Source organism: Spiribacter sp. 2438, assembly GCF_009676705.1.
Classification (GTDB): domain Bacteria; phylum Pseudomonadota; class Gammaproteobacteria; order Nitrococcales; family Nitrococcaceae; genus Spiribacter.
The window spans coordinates 375,994-396,367 of the sequence record NZ_CP046046.1 but is presented as its reverse complement, the minus strand read 5'-3'; the positions used below and the strand labels follow the sequence as shown (position 1 = coordinate 396,367).

The 20,374-nt window shown below is 65.7% G+C and carries 21 protein-coding genes; 11 read left to right on the top strand and 10 right to left on the bottom strand.

Translation table 11 applies throughout. The annotated features are described in order from the left end of the window. Positions 1–303 carry an FmdB family zinc ribbon protein gene (locus GJ672_RS01995; protein WP_154295640.1) on the bottom strand — a complete coding sequence of 101 codons (303 nt, stop codon included), beginning with the start codon at positions 301–303 and terminating at the stop codon, positions 1–3. 95 nt (positions 304–398) lie between these two features. On the opposite strand from GJ672_RS01995, the gene GJ672_RS01990 reads away from it, so the two are divergent. From GJ672_RS01990 to GJ672_RS01970, 5 genes are all read left to right on the top strand, one after another. Beyond that, on the top strand, positions 399–1,046 hold the full coding sequence (locus tag GJ672_RS01990) for a DUF1614 domain-containing protein (protein WP_229381922.1): 648 nt from the start codon (positions 399–401) through the stop codon (positions 1,044–1,046). Positions 1,047–1,160: 114 nt separating this feature from the next. Next, positions 1,161–2,375 carry a Xaa-Pro peptidase family protein gene (locus tag GJ672_RS01985; RefSeq protein WP_154295638.1) on the top strand — a complete coding sequence of 405 codons (1,215 nt, stop codon included), beginning with the start codon at positions 1,161–1,163 and terminating at the stop codon, positions 2,373–2,375. 3 nt (positions 2,376–2,378) lie between these two features. Beyond that, positions 2,379–3,260 (top strand): SDR family NAD(P)-dependent oxidoreductase, encoded by an 882-nt coding sequence (locus GJ672_RS01980; RefSeq protein ID WP_154295637.1) that lies wholly within the window; start codon positions 2,379–2,381, stop codon positions 3,258–3,260. 104 nt (positions 3,261–3,364) lie between these two features. Next, positions 3,365–3,610, top strand: a complete 246-nt coding sequence (locus GJ672_RS01975; RefSeq protein WP_154295636.1) for a type II toxin-antitoxin system Phd/YefM family antitoxin — start codon at positions 3,365–3,367, stop codon at positions 3,608–3,610. Continuing rightward, on the top strand, positions 3,610–4,053 hold the full coding sequence (locus tag GJ672_RS01970; protein WP_154295635.1) for a type II toxin-antitoxin system VapC family toxin: 444 nt from the start codon (positions 3,610–3,612) through the stop codon (positions 4,051–4,053). The genes GJ672_RS01975 and GJ672_RS01970 overlap by 1 nt, the downstream gene beginning before the upstream one ends. Before the next feature lie 111 nt (positions 4,054–4,164). Here GJ672_RS01970 and clpB read toward each other — a convergent pair whose 3' ends face one another. The 5 genes from clpB to rluD all read right to left on the bottom strand — a co-directional run bounded on the left by clpB (position 4,165) and on the right by rluD (position 10,641). Further along, entirely contained in the window at positions 4,165–6,771 is a 2,607-nt protein-coding gene (gene clpB / locus GJ672_RS01965) for an ATP-dependent chaperone ClpB (RefSeq protein WP_154296981.1), read from the bottom strand. 419 nt (positions 6,772–7,190) lie between these two features. Continuing rightward, positions 7,191–8,069 (bottom strand): nucleotidyl transferase AbiEii/AbiGii toxin family protein, encoded by an 879-nt coding sequence (locus GJ672_RS01960; RefSeq protein ID WP_154295634.1) that lies wholly within the window; start codon positions 8,067–8,069, stop codon positions 7,191–7,193. After that, positions 8,066–8,626: a type IV toxin-antitoxin system AbiEi family antitoxin gene (gene abiEi, locus GJ672_RS01955; RefSeq protein ID WP_154295633.1), complete on the bottom strand. Its 561-nt coding sequence runs from the start codon at positions 8,624–8,626 to the stop codon at positions 8,066–8,068. Before abiEi ends, GJ672_RS01960 begins: the two co-directional genes overlap by 4 nt. Positions 8,627–8,674: 48 nt before the next feature. Then, a complete protein-coding gene (gene pgeF / locus GJ672_RS01950; RefSeq protein ID WP_229381921.1) occupies positions 8,675–9,571 on the bottom strand; it encodes a peptidoglycan editing factor PgeF in 897 nt (298 codons plus the stop codon). Further along, the gene (gene rluD / locus GJ672_RS01945; protein ID WP_154295632.1) at positions 9,559–10,641 is read right to left on the bottom strand and encodes a 23S rRNA pseudouridine(1911/1915/1917) synthase RluD; all 1,083 of its coding nucleotides are present in this window, start codon (positions 10,639–10,641) and stop codon (positions 9,559–9,561) included. Before rluD ends, pgeF begins: the two co-directional genes overlap by 13 nt. Positions 10,642–10,726: 85 nt before the next feature. Here rluD and GJ672_RS01940 point away from each other — a divergent pair, with 85 nt between their 5' ends. Next, a complete protein-coding gene (locus GJ672_RS01940; protein ID WP_154295631.1) occupies positions 10,727–11,584 on the top strand; it encodes an outer membrane protein assembly factor BamD in 858 nt (285 codons plus the stop codon). Between the two features lie 28 nt (positions 11,585–11,612). Here GJ672_RS01940 and GJ672_RS01935 read toward each other — a convergent pair whose 3' ends face one another. Genes GJ672_RS01935 through sucC form a run of 4 tightly spaced genes read right to left on the bottom strand, consistent with a single transcriptional unit; the run spans position 11,613 to position 15,753 of the window. Beyond that, on the bottom strand, positions 11,613–11,951 hold the full coding sequence (locus GJ672_RS01935) for a P-II family nitrogen regulator (protein WP_154295630.1): 339 nt from the start codon (positions 11,949–11,951) through the stop codon (positions 11,613–11,615). 35 nt (positions 11,952–11,986) lie between these two features. Beyond that, positions 11,987–13,621, bottom strand: a complete 1,635-nt coding sequence (locus GJ672_RS01930; protein ID WP_154295629.1) for an NAD+ synthase — start codon at positions 13,619–13,621, stop codon at positions 11,987–11,989. Positions 13,622–13,678: 57 nt separating this feature from the next. Continuing rightward, positions 13,679–14,551, bottom strand: coding sequence for a succinate--CoA ligase subunit alpha (gene sucD / locus GJ672_RS01925; RefSeq protein WP_154295628.1), 873 nt, complete (start codon positions 14,549–14,551; stop codon positions 13,679–13,681). 32 nt (positions 14,552–14,583) lie between these two features. Beyond that, positions 14,584–15,753 carry an ADP-forming succinate--CoA ligase subunit beta gene (sucC, locus tag GJ672_RS01920; protein ID WP_154295627.1) on the bottom strand — a complete coding sequence of 390 codons (1,170 nt, stop codon included), beginning with the start codon at positions 15,751–15,753 and terminating at the stop codon, positions 14,584–14,586. A 223-nt stretch (positions 15,754–15,976) separates the two neighbouring features. Here sucC and GJ672_RS01915 point away from each other — a divergent pair, with 223 nt between their 5' ends. From GJ672_RS01915 to GJ672_RS01895, 5 genes are all read left to right on the top strand, one after another. Then, complete coding sequence (locus GJ672_RS01915; protein ID WP_154295626.1) at positions 15,977–16,447, top strand: pilin; 471 nt, start codon at positions 15,977–15,979, stop codon at positions 16,445–16,447. An 86-nt stretch (positions 16,448–16,533) separates the two neighbouring features. Further along, positions 16,534–17,226 carry a TadE family protein gene (locus tag GJ672_RS01910; RefSeq protein WP_154295625.1) on the top strand — a complete coding sequence of 231 codons (693 nt, stop codon included), beginning with the start codon at positions 16,534–16,536 and terminating at the stop codon, positions 17,224–17,226. Between the two features lie 162 nt (positions 17,227–17,388). Next, entirely contained in the window at positions 17,389–18,405 is a 1,017-nt protein-coding gene (dctP, locus tag GJ672_RS01905; RefSeq protein ID WP_154295624.1) for a TRAP transporter substrate-binding protein DctP, read from the top strand. A 97-nt stretch (positions 18,406–18,502) separates the two neighbouring features. Continuing rightward, a complete protein-coding gene (locus GJ672_RS01900) occupies positions 18,503–19,081 on the top strand; it encodes a TRAP transporter small permease (protein ID WP_154295623.1) in 579 nt (192 codons plus the stop codon). A 5-nt stretch (positions 19,082–19,086) separates the two neighbouring features. Further along, positions 19,087–20,370, top strand: coding sequence for a TRAP transporter large permease (locus GJ672_RS01895; protein WP_154295622.1), 1,284 nt, complete (start codon positions 19,087–19,089; stop codon positions 20,368–20,370). The last annotated feature ends 4 nt before the right edge of the window (positions 20,371–20,374 follow it).

Genomic DNA, 20,374 nt, shown 5'->3' with positions numbered 1-20,374 from the left:
CTAATCCGCTTTGGCGGGCTTGGTCGCGGTTTTGCCCTCGCCGGACTTCGGCTTCGCATCCTCTGACTTTGCCGCGGGTTTACTCTCGGCTTTTTTGTCACCGGCCAAATTGCGCTGCTTGTCCTTTTTGAAATCCGTTTCGTACCAGCCACCGCCTTTCAGGCGGAACGCCGCCGCCGAGATTTTGCGGCGCAGGGCCGCCTTTCCGCAGGCGGGACACTCGTTGAGGGGGTCATCGGAGAGACCCTGCAGCGCCTCGAGCTCGTGGCCACAGGCATCGCAGGCGTATTCATAAATCGGCATGCTGGGTTTCCTTGCAACTTTGGGGCGGGCGACGGTGCCCGATCAAGGCATATGATAGCCGGTTTTTTGCCTGGTCAAGGAGGTGGCCGATGCCCATGCAGATGATCCTGGGGGGATTTCTGTTTGCGCTGCTGTTCGCCCTCATCCAGATCGGTGTGGTCACCGTGGCCTTTGACCGGCTGGGGCTGTCCCAGAACGCCGCCATTCTGCTGCTGCTGATGTCCCTGGGGGGCAGCGCCATCAATCTGCCGCTGTTCACCATGGACGCCACCCGGTCGCCGGACCCGGAGCTCAAGCGCAAGATGCAGGCCATGAGTCGGCTGGCCCCCCGGGTGCCCGAGGGCAAAGTCCTGATCGCCGTGAACGTTGGCGGCTGCGTGATCCCGGTGGCGTTCTCGCTGTACCTGCTGCAATACCACCCGCTGCCGGTGCTGGCGGTGATCGGGGCCATCGCCATCCAGTCCGGCATTTGCTACGCCTTCAGCCGACCCATCCCGGGCATGGGCATCGGCATGCCCATCCTGGTGGCCCCCATTGCCGCGGCGGTGGTGGCGGTGACCCTGGCGCCGGAGCAGAGCGCGCCGCTGGCCTACATCTGCGGCACCCTGGGGGTGCTGGCCGGGGCGGATCTGCTGCGCCTGCGGGATGTCCGCGGCCTGGGCTCACCCCTCGCCTCCATCGGGGGGGCCGGCACCTTTGACGGAGTCTTCATCACCGGGCTGGTGGCAGTGTTGCTGGCGTGATCGGCCGGGGCTGGCATGAGCCGGACCGGTGAGGGCTTTGCCGGTGGGCGCCCGGTATCTGCTATAACGGCCAGCAACGCGGCGGGGCCCGCCAGCCAGCAACGGAGAACAGCAATGGATTTCAATCGCTATCGCGACCAACTGGCCGACCGGGTGGGCCGTCTGGAACTGCCCTTCGAGGACAGCGAATACGCCCGCCGCCGCGACGGCGTGGCCCGCGCCATGGACGACGCCGGACTGGCCGCGCTGCTGGTCACCGACGCCGCGGACATCTGCTACCTCACCGGCTACAACACCTTCGAGGTGTCGGTGCACACCGCCCTGCTGCTCACCGCCGGGGCCCATGGCCGGGCGGTGCTACAGGTCCCCTCCATCGAAACCGGCCCGGCGGTGACCACCGCCCGGGTGGATGAGGTGGTGGGCTATCGCTGGGAAGCCGCCAACGGCGCCGTGGAGCAGATGGCGGACATCATTCGGGACGCGGGGGTGGTCACCGCCGATCGGCCGAAGCTGGGCACCGACAACTGGGGCCCGGCCCTGCGCAGCGGCTTTCGGGACGGGCTGGCGGCGGCGCTGCCGGCGGTCACACTCACTGACGCCTCGGGGCTGGTGGACGGGATCAAAATCGTCAAAAGCGAGGCGGAAATCGCCATGCTGCAGGCGAGCGCCCGCATCACCGAGACGGGCATCGCCGCCGCCGACAGCCTGATCGCTCCGGGGGTGACCGACCAGCAGCTGGCCGCCACGGGCTCGGCGGCCATGCTGGCGGCGGGGGGCGAGTTCATGAGCCTGCAGCCCATCGTCACCACCGGCTGGCGCTCCAGCGTCATTCACTGCAACCACCAGCGCCACGACGTCAACGACGGCGATCCGGTGTTCCTGGAATTCGGGGCCGCCTGGCATCGCTACACCGCGCCCATGATGCGCACCCGGGTGGCCGGCACCCCCACCGACGAAATGCGCCGCACCGCGGACACCATCCGGTCCATTTATGAGGCGCTCACCGAGCACATGCGCCCCGGGGTCAGCATCGACACCGCCGCCGCGGCGGCGGACCAGGCCCTGGCGCCCATGGCTGAGCGGGCATTTTTCTCCGGCGTCTATGGCTACACCGTGGGAATTCAGTTTCCGCCCTCGTGGGTGGAGGGCTCCGGCTACATCGCCCGCGGCGTGGAGCGGGAGTTCGCCGAGAACATGGTGTTTCACCTGCCGCTGATGCTGCGCATTCCCGGGGAGTGGGGCATTGGCATGAGCAACACCGTGCGGGTCACCGAGCAGGGCGGCGAGCCCCTGACCCGCAACGATCTGCGGCTGCAGGGGGTGGGCTGAGTCATGGCCCCCGGCACGCCCCCGGTGATCCTCATTACCGGCTGCTCCACCGGCATTGGTCGGCACTGCGCGCTCACCCTGCAGCAGCGGGGCTGGCGGGTATTTGCCACCGCCCGCCGCCCGGCCGACGTGGACGATCTGATGGCGGCGGGGCTGGAGGACGCCCTGGTCATGGACGTGGACGATGACCACAGCATCCAGCGCGCCGTAGACACCCTGCTGGGCCGCACCCAGGGCCGCATCGACGCGGTGTTCAATAACGCCGGCTTCGGCCAGCCCGGTGCGCTGGAAGACCTGCCCCGGGAGGCCCTGCGGGAGCAGTTCGAGACCAACGTCTTCGGCGCCCACGCGGTCACCCGGGCGGTGCTGCCGGCCATGCGCGCCCAGGGCTGGGGCCGCATCGTCCAGCACAGCTCGGTGCTCGGCTTTATCAGCCTGCCCTGGCGCGGCGCCTACAACGCCAGCAAATACGCCCTGGAAGGCCTGACCGACACCCTGCGGCACGAGCTACGGGGCACCGCCATCCACGCGGTGCTCATCCAGACCGGCCCGGTCACCAGCGAATTCCGCGCCAACGGCTGGACCCGGTTTCAGCGATGGGTAGGAGCGGAGGGTCAGGCGAGCGGCGCCGACTGGCCGGCGCGGGTCGAGGCCAGCGTCCACCGCGACCGCTATCATCAGGTCATCGTCCGCCTGCAAAGCGAGGGCGACCCGCCGTTCACCCGGGGCCCGGAGGCCGTGGCCCGCACGCTGTGGCGGGCCCTGGAAGCCGCCCACCCCAAGCCGCGCTACCACGTCACGGTGCCGACCCACGTCTTCAAGGTTTTGAAGCGCTTTCTGCCGAGCCGGACACTGGATACGGTGATTCGCTGGGTGGGGGGCTAGGTGTTCGGCCAGCGTCGGCCGACAAGGCTTCCATGAGCTTAATTGAGAGAGAGGAGAACCTTGTGTACGCTAAACATGTACACAAGAGGCTGGAGGGGCAATCAATGAAAGAAGTTAATGTGCGAGACGCCCGGGAAAACTTCGCCAGCCTGCTGAGACAGATCGAGCAGGGAGGCGAAGAGATTACGATTCTTCGTCATGGCAAGCCGGTCGCACGCATGACACGGGTCGAGGCGCAAGACGCTGTTCCCTTCATCTCCAGGATCTCGCTCCGTGAGGGCATACCGCCAATGCAGGAAACGGCAGCGGACACGGTGCGGGCGTTAAGAGAGGAAGACGAACGCGGCTAATGCTTTACGCGGATACCAGTGCCGTTCTGCCGTTCTATCGCTCGGAGGTGAATAGCACTGCTGTGGAGGCCATCTTCCTGTGTCAAGGCGGGCAGATTGGATTGAGCCCTTTGGTCCGAGTGGAGATAGCCTCAGCAATCGCCCGTTGGTCTCGCATGGGTGAGATCACCGAATCACAGGCGCGCCGTATAGAGTCTGCCCTGGAAAACGATATTGTCGCCGGCCGCTACCGACCCGTGCCCATCTCGGTGGAGGTTTTCGATCAAGCCCTGCGTTGGTTGTCGTCATGTAAAACGAATTTGCGAACGTTGGACGCCCTTCATCTTGCCGCCGCGGCCCGTCAGGAGTGCTGCCTTCTCACCGCCGATCGACCATTGGCCATGGCCGCGAGTGCCTTCGGCGTGGACTGCCAGATCCTGGGGGCGGAAGCCGACGAACGCTGAGCCTGTGATCAGGCCCAGCGCCGGGTCAATGGCAGCACGAAAAACCCGGCCGTGGCAGGCGTCACCCGCCACGGCCTGGTGCCCGTCAGGCCTCCGGCGACCCGGCACCGGTCAGGCCTCGACTGGCTCGCTCAGCCGCTCAAAGCGCAGCTCGCTGGCCTCGCCACTGCCCACGGCATCCACCCGAATGACGTCCCCCGGGCTGAACTCGCCGCCGAGGATCCGCTGCGCCAGGGCATTTTCCATCCGCTGCTGCAGCACCCGCTTGAGGGGGCGGGCGCCGTAGATCGGGTCGAACCCGGCCTCGCCAAGCACGTCCAGCGCCGCCTCGCTGAGCTCCAGGGTCATGTCCCGCTCGCGCAGCCGCTCCGAGAGATCCCGCACCTGGATTTCGGTGATGCGGCGGATCTGCTCGCGCTCGAGCGGGTGGAACACCACCACGTCGTCCACGCGGTTGATGAACTCCGGCCGGAAGTGCTGGGAGACCACGCCCATCACCTGGCGCTTCATCTCATCGTACTGGGCCTCGCCGGCATGCTCCTGAATGAGGTGCGAGCCGAGGTTGGAGGTCATGACGATGACGGTGTTGCGAAAGTCCACGGTGCGGCCATGGCTGTCCGTCAGGCGGCCGTCGTCCAGCACCTGCAGGAGGATGTTGAAGACATCCGCGTGGGCCTTCTCCACTTCGTCCAGCAGCAGGACGGAGTACGGCTTACGTCGGACGGCTTCCGTCAGGTAACCGCCCTCTTCATAGCCCACGTACCCCGGCGGGGCGCCAATGAGCCGGGCCACCGAGTGCTTTTCCATGAACTCGGACATGTCCACCCGCACCATGGCGTCTTCGGTGTCGAACAGGAACCCGGCCAGCGCCTTGCAGAGCTCGGTCTTGCCCACGCCGGTGGGGCCGAGGAACAGAAACGAACCATTGGGGCGATGGGGGTCGGACAGCCCCGCCCGGGAGCGGCGGATGGCGTTGCTCACCGCTTCCACGGCTTCGTGCTGACCGATCACCCGCTCGCCGAGGGCGGACTCCATTTTTAGCAGCTTCTCGCGCTCGCCCTCGAGCATTTTCGAGACCGGGATACCGGTCCACTTGGAGACCACCTCGGCCACTTCTTCCTCGGTGACGGCGTTGCGCAGCAACTGCATGGCCGGCCGATCCTCGGTCTGAGTGGCAGCTTCCAGCTGCTGCTCGAGCTCCGGAATGCGGCCGTACTGCAGTTCGGACATGCGCCCCAGGTCGCCGGCCCGGCGGGCGGTTTCCAGCTCCTGACGGGCCTGCTCCAGAGCTTCCTTGAGGCCGGTGGCGCCTTCCACGGCGGCCTTTTCGGCGTTCCAGACCGATTCCATCTCGCCGTATTCGCGCTCGATCTCGGCGATTTCGTCCTCGAGGGTGGCGAGGCGCTTGCGGGAGGCCTCATCCTCTTCCTTGTTGAGGGCCTCGCGCTCGATCTTGAGCTGAATCAGGCGCCGCTCCAGGCGGTCCATGGCCTCGGGCTTGGAGTCGATTTCGATGCGAATCCGACTGGCGGCCTCGTCCACCAGATCGATGGCCTTGTCCGGCAGCTTGCGATCGGTGATGTAGCGCTGGGACAGGGTCGCGGCGCTGACAATGGCCGGATCCGTGATCTCCACGCCGTGGTGCACCTCGTAGCGCTCCTTCAGGCCGCGCAGGATCGCCACCGTGTCCTCGACACTGGGCTCGTCCACCAGCACCTTCTGGAAACGGCGCTCCAGGGCGGCGTCCTTTTCGATGTTGGTGCGGTATTCGTCCAGGGTGGTGGCGCCGATGCAGTGCAGCTCGCCCCGGGCCAGGGCCGGCTTGAGCATATTGCCGGCGTCCATGGACCCCTCGGCCTTGCCGGCGCCGACGATGGTGTGGATTTCGTCGATAAAGAGAATGATCTCGCCTTCCTGCCTGGCGAGGTCCTTCAACACGGCTTTCATGCGCTCTTCGAACTCGCCGCGGTACTTGGCACCGGCCACCATGGCACCCATGTCCAGGGACAGCACCCGCTTATGCTTGAGGGCCTCCGGCACCTCCTGGTTGACGATCCGCAGGGCCAGCCCCTCGACGATGGCGGTCTTACCCACGCCGGGCTCACCAATCAGCACCGGGTTGTTCTTGGTGCGCCGCTGCAGCACCTGAATGGTGCGACGGATCTCCTCGTCGCGGCCGATCACCGGGTCCAGCTTGGCCTGCTCCGCCCGCTCGGTGAGATCGATGGTGTACTTCTCCAGCGCCTGGCGCTGATCCTCGGCGTTGGGGTCATCGACGTTCTCACCGCCGCGGGTGGACTCGATGGCTTTCTCCAGGGCCTGGCGGTTAGCCCCGGCACCGGTCAGCAGCTGGCCCACCCGGGACTGGCCATCCTGCACCGCCGCCAGCAAAAACAGCTCGCTGGAGATATAGCTGTCGCCGCGCTTCTGAGCGAGCTTGTCGGTCTGGTTGAGCAGCCGGTTGAGGTCATTGCTGACATGCACGTCGCCGGCCGCCCCCGCCACCGTGGGCAGACGGTCCACCGCCTCCCCCAGCTGCGAGCGCAGATAGGCCCCGTTGACGCCAGCCTGCTGCAGCAGATGCCGCACGCCGCCGCCCTCCTGGTCGAGCATGGCGAGCAGCAGGTGCTCCGGCTCGATCATCTGGTGATCACGCCCCAGGGCCAGCGACTGGGCGTCCGCCAGGGCCATCTGAAACTTGGTGGTCAGTTTGTCCATACGCATGGGACGAACTCCTTGAAAAATCGGTGTATGTCTTTGCCGTTAGATATGGGGATGGCGGATGGGTTTTCAAAGCGGCGGGGGATTGGGGGTAGGACGGGGGGCGCAGGCGGGGGGCGCCGGGCGGGGGCGCCGGGTTCTTTTTTTGCAAGTAGAACGCATCCCGTCCGCTCGTCTGAGGTCTTACGTACTCCGTCTGGTGTAAACGACGACTCTCATAACACACGATTGCACCCAGAGTACGCGATCGCGGCGAGAGCGATGTATGACGTGTGACGTGTGGCGTATGGCGTATGGCGTATGGCGTATGGCGTATGGCGTATGGCGTATGGCGTATGGCGTATGGCGTATGGCGTATGGAGTGTGACGTTTTAGCCCACGCGTCCTAATCCTCAAAAACAACTCCCACAGGGCCCTTATCGCCCCGCTTCCGACCGAGCCGCTTTCAGTAACTGCGCATTGGTTTCCACCAGATAGTCGAGGAATCGGCGCTGCTGCAGGGTCCTGCGAATAACCGCCGGCGGCAAAAAGCGGCTCATCTGCCGGGTGAAATCGGCGCTGCGAATAACGCCCGGCAGCTCACCCAGGCATCGATCCACGGCGCTCGGATAGTCGGCGATGCCATAGTCCCTGATTTTGGCGGCGAGCCATTCCGGGTTGAGCTCCGCCCCCTGCTGCTGGAGCCAGGGCAAATCCCACCAGTCCCGGTGGCGCGGCGCTTTGGATGCCACCGCCGAGATCAGTTTGTCGCAGAGCACCTCGGAGACGGTCTCCACGGGCACCAGAATGTCTTCGTATCCGTCCGGAAGGGCCGTGTAGTTGCGGCGGAGCGGCCGCAATTGGCCGGAGTACGCTGGCACGTTGGCGATTTCAAGGCGCACCCGCTGCCGGGGCAGGTCCGGCCGGGCCGGCGCGGTGGTCACAATCACTTGCCAACGGCTCACGGTCACCGTGGGTGATGGCTCGGCGCCGGGCGCGGCGCTGGGCGGCTTGACCCGCACCTCTAGGCCATGGTGCTGGGTGATCACCGATTCGATGACCTCGGCCATACCCGCGACGTCCCCGCTGGCAAAGGCCGGACCGCCGGCAAAATCCAGATCCTCGCTAAAGCGCGGCGCGCCGTGGCACAGGCGCAGACTGGTCCCACCCTGGAATGTGAGCTTATCCAGCAAACCCGTCTGATCCAGGGCTTGCAGGATGTCGTAGTGCAGCAGCTCCTTTTCAATCACCGGCCGCAGGGGCGCGAGATCCGGGGAATCGCGGATTGCCGCGTCGACCAGGGCGTGGAGCGTCATCCGGCCTGGCGCTCCTCGCAGATTTCCTGAAGGGCCTCACGATCCACCATGTGGACGTTGCGGCCGACGCGCTTCAGATCCCGCCAGGCGGCTTCGGGGGTGGCCAGGCGAAGCGGCCGGTCCGGCGGGACCACGGTGGCGCGGAAAATGTTATCAAGCGGCCGGGCGGTGTGGGTGAACTCAATGGTGCCCCAGGGGGTGGGGAAGGTGCCCTTTCGCCCGGTGGTCATCAGCGTGAGATGCCCCACCGGGATCTGGGAAATCGCGCCCCACTCTGAGAGCGCCGATTCAAGGCTCACGTAACCGTACTCGCCCCGCCTTAGGGTGCGGGCGATTCGCTCAAGGTCGTACCCGTCCTGGCGAAGCCCCGGCGGATAGACGTAAACCCCCCGCGCCGCCGGGGTGAGCCAGCCGTCGTTGACCAGTCGTTTCAGCGTTTGCTCGCGGGCTGGCGGCTTGTCATGACGCAACAGGCGCTCGAGGTCACGGCGGCTGAAGACGCCGCGTCCCTCGGATGCCTGTTCGGCCAGCAGTTTCAGCGCATCAACCTGTCGCATGGTCCATCGCGAATTTTAAGTGGACGTTAAACATACTTAATTATAGGTTTACTGTCCAGTTGCAGGCCGCAACAGGTGAATCAAGCCCGCCAGCCGGCCGGTGGGGTGGCCACGGCGATAGGAATAAAACCGCGCCGGATCGTTATAGGTACAGGCCCCCATCGAGCCCACGGCGCTAACTCCGGAATCCACCAGCACCCGGCGGGCGGTGGCGGACAGGTTGAGGAGGCAGCGATCAGAGGACGCGCTGCCCGCCGATTGCACTGCCGGTTGCACCACCGGCTCCACCCCCTGCCGGCGCATCTCCCGGGGCACTTCCGGGCCCACTTCATAGGCTGCCGCGCCGATGCAGGGTCCGATGCAGGCCGCCAGGGCGCTGGCGGGCACCGGCAGGGCGGCAATGGTCTGCTGGAGGATGCCGGCGGCCAGCCCCCGCCAGCCGGCGTGCACGGCGGCAACACACCGCCCGCCCCGGTCGGCCAGCAGGATGGGCATGCAGTCGGCCACCAGCACCGCACAGACGGTGTCCGGGCGGTCGGTCCAGATGGCGTCGGCTTCGGTGACATCGGCATCGACCTCATCCCCATGCACCACCCGGGTGCTGTGGATCTGGCGCAGCCAGCGGGGTGCCTCGGGCAGGCCCGCCGCCGCCATCAGGCGCCGGCGATTGGCCAGGACGGCCTCGGGGTCGTCATTGACGTGCAGGGCCAGGTTCAGGCCCTGAAACGGGCCCTGGCTGACGCCACCCCGACGGGTGGTGAAGCCGGCCTGAACACAGCCGCCCTCCGGCCATTGCTGGATCAGCGGCTCAACTTGAGCGGTGCCCGGGCTGACCACGGCACCTGCGTTGGTCCCGGGAGCCCCGGCGTCCGCGGCACCGGCCCCCTCGCAGGACTCACTCCAGTCCGCCGGCAACAGCGAAATTTCATGGCTCAGGGCCGCCACCGCCCGTCCCCCGCTTCGTCGTCCGCCATGGCCTGTCGATGGGCGGCCAGGGCCGTCATCAGGTCCTGAAAGTCCGGCGGCGGTGCCGCGGTCCAGCTGAGGGTCTCACCGCTTGCCGGATGAATCAGGGTGAGAGTCTCGGCATGCAGGGCCTGGCGCCGAAACCGCCGTAGCACCTCGGCCACCGTCACGGCCCCGTCGTCACCGGGACCCGTCGCCACGCCATGGTGGCCATCCCCACTGAGTCCGGCCACCGTCACGGCCTCTGCCCCGGACGGCAAGGCCAGTCGCCCGCTGTAAAGCGGGTCGCCGACGATGGGATGCCGGATGTGGGCCATGTGAACCCGGATCTGGTGGGTGCGACCGGTTTCCAGGCGGCAGCGCAGCAGGGTATGGGCCGGATAGCGGGTGTCGATGCGATAGTGGGTGATGGCGGGACGGGAATCCGGCGCCTCGGCGCGCACCGCCATTTTGAGCCGGTCCCTGGGGTGCCGGCCGATGGGGGCGTCGACCCGGCCACCGGCGGTGAAGGTGCCGGCCACCAGCGCCAGGTACTCGCGGCCCATGCTGCGGGCCTGCAGCTGATTGACCAGGTGGGTGTGGGCCTGAAGGGTACGGGCCACCACCATCAGCCCGGAGGTGTCCCGATCCAGCCGATGCACCAGCCCGGCCCGGGGCACGGCGCCCAGGGCCGGTTCGTGGTGCAGCAGCGCGTTCTGCAGGGTGCCACCGGGGTTGCCGGCGCCGGGGTGGACCACCAGACCAGCGGGTTTGTTGATCACCAGCAGGTCGGCGTCCTCATGAACAATATCCAGAGGGATGGGCTCGGCTTCCACCCGGCCTTCGTCCGCCAGTTCGGCCATCAGGTGCACGGTTTCGCCACCGGCTATTGTGGTGCGGCCGCGGGGTGAGGCGCCGTCCACGGTGAGGGCGCCGTCCTTGAGCCAGCGTTGCAGCCGGGAGCGGGAGAACTCCGGGAACAACGCCGCCAACGCCGCGTCCAGGCGTTGGCCGGCGGCCTCGGGGGGCAGGATGGCGGTGCGCTCGATGCGCTGGCTGGGGGGCGACATGCAATCTCTCTGTACAGCCGACTGGGCGCGGCCGGGGTTTTTTCTCTAAACTCGCGATTCGGGCAACAAGGTAGACGATAGCGACATGAAGCGCATCCTCACGATGGTAATGGTTACGGTGCTGCTGGCGGGCTGCGGGGGCAACGGCGGTGGCGCGGATTTGCGGGATGCCGAGGCGCAGGCGCTTTATGAGCGGGCCCAGCGGGCCATGGATCGCCGTGACTGGACCACGGCCACCGAGGAACTGGAAGCGCTGCAGGCGCAGTTCCCGTTCGGGGTGTACGCCACCCAGGCGCAGCTGGACATCATTCGCGTCTACTACGAAACCGGCGATGCGGCCTCCACCGTGGCGGCGGCGGACCGCTTCCGGCGGCTGCATCCGCGCCACCGGGCGGTGCCCTACACCTGGTACATGCAGGGGCTGGCGCTGCAGGAGAAAAACGAGGACTTCATCAAGCGGCTGGCCCGGGTGGACACCAACCTCAGGGACCCGGTGCCACGCCGGCAGGCGTTTCAGTCATTCCAGACCCTGGTGGAACAGTTCCCGGACAGCGAATACGTGGACGACGCCCGGGAGCGGATGCAGGAACTCTACGCCGATGGCGCCCGCTTCCAGCTGTTTGTGGCCCGGTACTATCTGGACGGGGAGGCCTGGGTAGCAGCGGCCCGCCGGGCCATCACGGTCATTGAAGAGTTTCCCGGCACGCCATCGGTGGAGCCCGCCATGGATGTGCTGACGGCGGCCTATCAGGCGCTGGGGTTTGATGATCTGGCGGAAGGGGTACAGGTGGCCGCCGCCGAGATGGACCCGACCCGGCCCGATCAGCCGGCTGCCCCGGGGCTGTTCCAGGACGAGTCCATGGAGGTCTCGCCCTCTCCCACCGATGCGCCGGCGCCTGGCGGCGCCCAGCCGCCCCGGATGCCGGGCCCGGGCGCGATGTAACCCATCGCGCGCCGGTGACGGGCCCCGATTAGAGGGCCTGCTCGTCCCGGTCCTGGGTGCGGATGCGAATGGCCTGCTCCACCGGGCTGACGAACACCTTGCCGTCGCCGATCTTGCCGGTGTTGGCCGCCTTGATGATGGCTTCCACCACCACGTCCACCACGTCGTCGGGGACCACCACTTCGATGCGCATCTTGGGCAGGAAGTCCACCACGTATTCCGCGCCGCGATAGAGCTCGGTGTGGCCTTTCTGGCGCCCGAACCCCTTGACCTCGGTGACGGTCATGCCGGTGATACCCACCTCGGCGATGCCCTCGCGGACATCATCCAGCTTGAAGGGCTTGATGATGGCTTCGATCTTTTTCATGAAAACAACTCCCGTTGGCTGAGCGCCGCAGTGTATCAGTCCGCCGCCCGACCGAACCCCGAGGTGATGGGGTAGCGGCGGTCGCGGCCGAAGGCCTTGGTGGTCACTTTGACCCCGGGCGCGGCCTGGCGACGCTTGTATTCGTTGCGATGCAGAAGCCGCACCACCTGTTCCACCGTGGCGCGGTCGTGACCGGCGTCGACGATTTCCTCGATGCCGGCGTCGTCCTCAACATAGGCCGCCAGAATGCTGTCCAGTTCGGGGTATTCCGGCAGGCTGTCGGTGTCTTTCTGGTCCGGCGCCAGTTCGGCGCTGGGCGGCCGGGTCAGGGCGTTTTCGGGGATCACCGGCGAGAGCGCGTTGCGGTAGCGCGCCAGCCGGTAGACCTCGGTCTTGAAGATGTCCTTGAGCGGCGAGAAACCGCCCACCATGTCGCCATACAGGGTGGAATAGCCCACCGCCATTTCGCTTTTGTTGCCGGTGGCGAGCACCAGGCCACCGAATTTGTTGGACACCGCCATCAGCAGGGTGCCGCGAATGCGCGACTGCAGGTTCTCCTCGGTGACGTCCGCCGGGCGGTCGTCGAAGAGCGGCGCCAGTTCGCCGGTGAACTGGTTGAAGATGGCCTCGATGGCCACCACGTCGTAGCGCACGCCCAGAGCCTCGGCGAGCTCGCCGGCGTCGGTGTGGCTCATCGCCGAGGTGTAGCGGGTGGGCATCATCAGGCAATGCACCCGCTCCGGGCCCAGCGCGTCGGCGGCGATGCAGGTGGTGAGCGCGGAGTCGATACCGCCGGAAAGCCCGATCACCACACCGGGGAAGCGATTTTTTTCGATGTAGTCCCGCACCCCCCAGACCAGCGCTTCGTAGACCGCGGCCTCGGGGGAGAGATCCGGCTCGATGTCGCCTTCCAGCGGCGTCCACTGGTCATGGATGCGGGCCACGTCCACGGCATACAGGCCGGTGTCGAACCGGGGGGCGCGCACCATCAGGTCGCCGTTGGCGTCGAAGGCGCAGGAGCCGCCGTCGTAGACCACCTCGTCCTGGCCGCCCGCCATATTGCAGTAGAGGATGGGCAGGCCGGTTTCGGCGATGCGGTCCCGCAGCACCGATTCCCGGGCGGTGCCCTTGTACTGATCAAAGGGGGAGGCGTTGATGTTCACCACCACGTCCGCCCCGGCAGCGGCGGCTGCGGCCACGGGTTCCGGATACCAGGCGTCTTCACAGACGGTGACCCCCACCCGACAGCCCTCCACGTCCACCACGCAGGCGGTGTCGCCGGGGGCAAAGTAGCGCAGGTCGTCGAAAACGCCATAGGTGGGCAGCTGTTGTTTGGCGTAGCGGGCGTCCACCCGCCCGTTGCGAATCACTAGGGCGGCATTCACCAGCTGCCCGGCCTCCAGCTGCGGAGCGCCGACAATCACGGTGATGCCTCGGGTGGCCTCGGCGATGCGCTGTAGCCCGTCATCCACCGCGGCGATGAAATCACTGCGCAGCAGCAGATCATCCGGTGGATAACCGGTGAGGGTGAGCTCGGGAAAGCACACCAGCGCCGCACCCTGACCGTCGCGGGCTTCCGTGGCCGCCTGGATCACCGCCTGGGTGTTGCCGGCGACATCGCCCACCAGCAGGTTGAGCTGGGCCATGATGAAACGCCGTGGCTCACTCATGACCCGACCCCTCCCGAGGCGAAGCGCCCCGGCGCGGCGTCGCGGCGATCACCGCAGTCAGCCGGTGAAGCAGTCACTGACGCGCTGGCCGATCTCCGCAGGTGAGCGAACGGTGGCCACACCGGCCTTTTCGAGGGCACCGAACTTGTCCGCGGCAGTGCCCTTGCCACCACTGATGATGGCACCGGCATGCCCCATGCGCTTGCCGGGGGGTGCGGTCACCCCGGCGATATAGGCCACCACTGGTTTGCGGACGTGGGCCTGGATGTACTCGGCGGCCTCTTCCTCGGCGGTCCCGCCGATTTCGCCCACCATGACAATGCCCTTGGTCTGCCGGTCGGCCTCGAACTGCTCGATGACGTCAATGAAGTTCATGCCCTGAATGGGGTCGCCACCGATGCCCACACAGGTGCTCTGGCCCATGCCGATGTCGGTGGTCTGCTTGACCGCCTCGTAGGTCAGGGTGCCGGAGCGCGAGACAATGCCGATGGACCCGGCCTTGTGAATGTGGCCGGGCATGATGCCGATCTTGCACTCGTCCGGCGTGATGATGCCGGGGCAGTTGGGGCCGATCAGGGTGGCGCCGTAGAAGTCCAGCGCGGCCTTGACCTTGAGCATGTCCAGCACCGGAATGCCTTCGGTGATGCACGCGATCACCCGAATGCCGGCTTCCGCCGCTTCGAGGATGGCGTCGGCGGCAAAGGCCGCCGGCACGTAGATCATCGAGGCATCGGCGCCGGTGTCGTCCACCGCGTCACGCACGGTGTTGAACACCGGTCGCTCGAGGTGGGTTTCGCCACCGCGGCCCGGGGTGGTGCCGCCGACGATATTGGTGCCGTAGGCAATGCACTGCTCGGCGTGGAAGGTGCCCTGCTTCCCGGTGAAGCCCTGGACGATCACCTTGGTGTGTTTGTCCACCAGAATACTCATGTGTGTTCCTCGTCTTGTGTCCGGGTTGCGGGTCAGGCGCTGACGGCGCCCACCACCTTCTGTGCACCGTCGGTCAGATCGTCCGCCGGAATGATGTCGAGACCGCTGTCCTTGAGCAGCGCCTTGCCCTGCTCGACGTTGGTGCCCTCCAGGCGCACCACCACCGGCACGTTGACGCCGACTTCCTTGACCGCAGCGATGACGCCTTCGGCGATCATGTCGCAGCGGACGATGCCGCCGAAGATGTTCACCAGAATGCCCTGCACATCAGGGCTGGCGGAGATGATCTTGAACGCCTCGGTGACGCGCTCCTTGTTGGTGCCGCCGCCCACGTCCAGAAAGTTGGCCGGCTCGCCGCCGTGGAGCTTGATGACGTCCATGGTGGCCATGGCCAGGCCGGCGCCGTTGACCATGCAGCCAATATTGCCATCCAGGGTGATGTAGTTGAGGCCGTGCTCGGCGGCCTGGACCTCGGTGTCGTCTTCCTGGCTGACGTCGCGCATGTCGGCGATTTCCGCCTGGCGCTTCACCTCGACGGCGTTGTCGTCGACGTTGATCTTGGCGTCCAGGGCCAGCAGCTCGTCATCGCCGGTGACGATCAGGGGGTTGATTTCGATCAGCCCCAGGTCGCGGTCGGTGAAACAGCGGTAGAGGCCGTCCATGATGCGGGTGAGCTGTTTGATCTGCGCCGGCGTCAGCCCCAGGGCGAAGCCCATCTGCCGGCACTGGTAAGGCTGCAGCCCGGCCACCGGGTTGACCCCCACGGTGATGATCTTTTCGGGTTCGGTGGCGGCGACTTCTTCGATGTCCATGCCGCCGGCGGCGGAACCCATGAAAACGATACGCTTGCTGGAGCGGTCCACCAGGGCGCCAAGATAAATCTCGCGGGCGATGTCCAGGCCTTCCTCGATCATCACCGAGTTCACCGGCATGCCGTGCTCGTCGGTCTGGTGGGTGACCAACCGGGTGCCCAGCATGCCATCGGTGTACTCGGCCACCTCATCCAGGCTCTTGGCGAGCTTGACGCCCCCGGCCTTGCCGCGGCCGCCGGCATGCACCTGGGCCTTGACCACCCAGACCGGGCCGCCCAGCTCCTCAGCGGCGGAACGGGCCTCTGCCGACGAGCGGACCACGAAACCTTTGGGAATGGGTATGCCGTACTGGCTGAAGATGTGCTTCGCCTGAAACTCGTGCAGGTTCATGGGCCCTCCGCCTCCTCATGAAAAAGTTGGAGCATTTTCCACGATTCCGGGGGTGGTTTCAAAAAATTGCGGCGCTGCGGAAAAGCGCCACTGGGCCCGTCCGCGGCCCCGCTGGTCCGGTCTGCGAGACAGATCGCAGAACACCCGCCGGCAAACCGGGCTGAATTGACCCCCGAACCCGCCCCCCGGCGCGGTTCCGATTTGAAGCTACCGGAGGTTTTTCATGCGCAATCGTCAAAGCGGTTTCACGCTGATTGAACTCATGATCGTTGTGGCCATCGTCGGCGTGCTGGCCGCCGTGGCCGTACCGGCCTACTCGGACTACACCGTCCGGGCCAAAGTCACGGAGGCCATTGCTGCCGTCTCGCCCATCAAGGCCAGCGTCGCGGACTATTACTATGCGAATGGGCAGTTACCTACGAATTCCTCAGAAGCAGGTTTGGACGACAGCGGCACGACGCCCGGCAGCAGTTATTCAACCGATGTGGTTGAGGCAATCATCATCTCGTCAACGTCACCGGGAAGTATTCGAGTAACGTTCAACGATATTGGCGAGGGGGTCGATGAAGGGGACAGTCTCTTTTTTATTCCCACTGTTAGTGAAGAGGGCGGCCAAATCGAGTGGAGGTGCGAGGCGGCGAATGGCGATGGCTCCCTCCCCACCCGCTTCGCGCCCGCCAACTGCCGCGGTTAATGACCCGCCGGGCGCTGATTGGCCCCCGTGATCAGCGCCCGGCCGCGGGCCTTCCCGGCCAACCTGGTCCAGGACAGCGGCATGGCATGACCGGCGGCGTCATGCTGGAGGCGCTGATTGCCCTGCCGGTGGTGCTGGCTGTCGGCCTCATGGTGGTGCAGTGGGCCTTCGTTCACGAGGCCCGGGCGTTTGTCAGCCACGCCACCCTCATGGCGGCCCGGGCCGGCGCGGTGGAAAACGCCCGGACGGGCCCCATGCGCACAGCCCTGGCCCGGGCGCTGACGCCATTAAAAGCTCCGGAGCGGCGGGTCACTGACTTTGAGCGCCGATTCAGCCTGCAATCGCTGCCGGAGGTTTTCGCCCACAGCCGCATTCGCATTCTCAATCCCACCGCCGAGGCGCTCCGGGACCATGGTCGCCGGGATGCCGATGGCCGAATTTACCTCCCGTTTCGCGATGTCCACCTGGGCAGCACCGGGCCGGGCCCACGCAGCGGTCTGAACCTGGCGGATGCCACCCTGCTGCGGGTGCAGGTGACCTACGGCTATCCGCTGCGAGTGCCCTATGGTGGTGCATTGATTCTGGCGGCGGCCCGCGCCGCCAGCCGCTTTGACCCCGACGTGGACCTGTTTCACCGCCGACTCCTGGCCACCGGCCGCCTGCCGATCACCACCACCGCCACGGTGCGCCTGCAGAGTCGGGTGTTCGAGGCGGAGGCGAACCTGCCAGAGCAACGACAGCTGCCATCGGTGCCCCGGGATCGGCCTTCATCCCGTTAAAAGACCGACTTTACGGGCAAGATTGGTGCGATTCGGTGCTTCTCTGCACCATTTCGGCGGCCAATTCATGCACTTGACCGGGTTCCAGCCGCGGGCTACCTTCGATCGGGACTGTCACCATTAAGTGGCGGTAGCCAATACGACACACAAGGAGACTTACACATGAAGTCATCCCGGTTTTTGACTCACGCCGCCATTGGCGCCCTGGCCCTGAGCCTGTCCAGTGCGGCCTTTGCCGACACCTGGCGCTACGCCCATGAGGAATTCGAGGACGACGTCCAGGACGTCTATGCCATGGCGTTCAAGGATCATATTGAGGCCAATTCGGACTACACCCTCGAGGTCTATCGCTTTGGTGAGCTCGGTGAGTCGGACGACATCATGGAGCAGGCCCAGAACGGCATCATCGAGTTCGTGAACCAGTCGCCGGGCTTCAGCGGCGCCTGGCTGCCGGCGGCACAGATCTTCTTCGTGCCGTATCTGCTGCCCACCGACGAGCAGACCGTGCTGGAGTTCTTCGACCAGAGCGTGGCCATCAACGAGATCTTCCCCGAGCTCTACGCTGAGCACGGCCTCGAACTGCTGAAGATGTATCCCGAAGGTGAAATGGTGGTGACCGCCGATGAGCCGTTCACCAGCCCCAGCGGGATCCAGGGCAAGAACATTCGGGTGATGACCAACCCGCTGCTCTCCGCCACTTACAACGCCTTTGGTGCAACGCCGACGCCGCTGCCCTGGGGTGAGGTCTATGGTGGCCTGCAGACCGGCCTGATCGACGGTCAGGAAAACCCGATCTTCTGGATCCAGTCCGGCGGACTTTACGAGGTGTCTCCGAACCTGGTGTTCACCGGTCATGGCTGGTTCGTGACAGCGTCCATGGCCAACCAGGACTTCTTCAACAGCCTGTCCGCTGACGACCAGCAGATGGTTCGCGACGCGGCGGATCACGCCTATGCCGTCACCATGGAGCATATCCAGGGTCTGGCGGACGAGTCACTGGAGCTGATTCTGGAATCGTCGGACGAGGTCACCGTGACCCGCCTGAACGAGGAGCAGATTGACGAGTTCCGGGCACTGGCTCCGGCGGTTGAGGAGCGCTATCTGGAGCTGACCGGCGAAGACGGTGCCATGCTCCTGGAGCAGTTCAAGGCCGACCTCGAGGCCGTTCAGTCCAACTGAGCGTCTGGCGGTTAAGCCGCATTGGGAGGGGGCAGTCCGCGCTGCGGGCTGGCCCCTTTACTGATCCCACAATCGGGACATCACCCGGGGGGCGGGGATGATCGACGAAGACGAGGAAAGACGCTACACCTCGGGGCTACCGGGGCCACTGGGCCTGCTGGACATGGCGCTGGCCCGCCTCGAAGCCGGCATTCTCGGGCTCGGCGTTCTGCTCATGGCGGTCAACACCGTCGCCAACGTCGTCAGCCGCTTCGCCCTGGGCTCCAGTATCGCCGTCTCCGGCGAAATCAACCGAATTCTGATCGTCATGATCACCTTTGCGGGCATTGGCTACGCCGCCCGCCACGGTCGGCACATCCGCATGTCGGCGATTTACGACGCCTTTCCGGTGTTCGGGCGCAAGATCCTCATGATCATCATTGCGCTGGTCACCTCGGCGGCCATGTTTTTCCTGATGTATTACTCCATCGAGTACATCACCACCCTCTATCAGCGCGGCCGGGTGCTGCCCGCCATGGGGCTGCCCATCTGGTGGATTTATCTGTGGGTGCCGCTGGGATTTGCCATCACCGGCATTCAGTACCTGCTCACCGCCATCAAGAACATTCGTGAAAAGGACGTGTATCTGTCCACCGCCATGGTGGATGGTTACACCGACACCGAAACCGAGGTGTAACCGCCATGGCGATGATCATGTTCTCGGTGATGGTGCTGTTGCTGCTGCTCGGCTTCCCGATGATGGTGCCGCTGATCGCCGGCGCCACCATCGGCTTCGTGATGATGTTCAACGGCTTTGGTCAGATGGACACGCTGATCCAGCAGATCATTGCCGGCATCCGGCCCGCCTCGCTGATCGCGGTGCCCATGTTCATTCTGGCCGCCGACATCATGACCCGCGGCACGTCGGCGGAGCGCCTGATCAACATGGTCATGAGCTTTGTTGGCCACATCAAGGGCGGTCTAGCGGTGAGCACCGCCACCTCCTGCACGCTGTTCGGGGCGGTCTCCGGCTCCACCCAGGCCACAGTGGTGGCGGTGGGCTCGCCCCTGCGGCCGCGCATGCTCAAGGCCGGTTACAAGGACTCGTTTTCGTTGGCGTTGATCATCAACTCCAGTGACATCGCCTTCCTGATCCCGCCAAGCATCGGCATGATCGTCTACGGGGTGATCTCCGAGACCTCCATCGGGGAGCTGTTCATCGCCGGCATCGGCCCCGGACTGATGATCCTTGCCATGTTCTCGGCCTATTGCATCGCCTACGCCTACATCAACAAGGTCCCCACCGAGCCCAAGGCCAGCTGGCGGGAGCGCGGCACCGCGATCCGCCAGGCGCTCTGGCCGCTGGGCTTCCCGCTCATTATCGTCGGCGGCATCTACGGTGGCGTCTTCAGCCCCACCGAAGCGGCGGCGGTGTGTGTGCTGTATGCCTTCATCCTGGAGTTCCTGGTCTTCCGGTCGCTGAAGTCGAAAGACATCTGGGCCATCGCCAAGTCCACCGGCCTGATCACCGCGGTGGTGTTCATCCTGGTGGGCGTGGGCAACGGCTTCTCCTGGATTATCTCTTTCGCTCAGATCCCCTCGGCGGTGCTGGAGGCCGTGGGCATTAACGAGGCCGGCCCCACCGGGGTGCTGATCGCCATCTGCATCGCCTTCTTTGTGGCCTGCATGTTTGTTGACCCCATTGTGGTGATTCTGGTGCTGACGCCGATTTTCATGCCGGCGGTGGCCGCCACCGGTCTCGACCCGGTGCTGGTGGGCATTCTGATCACGCTGCAGGTGGCCATCGGCTCGGCCACGCCGCCCTTTGGCTGCGACATATTCACGGCCATTGCGATCTTCAAGCGACCGTACATCGAAGTCATTCGGGGCACGCCACCCTTTGTATTCATGCTGATCCTCTCGGCGGCCCTGCTGATCATGTTCCCGCAGATCTCCCTGGGACTGCGTGACATGATGTTCAACTAGGGGA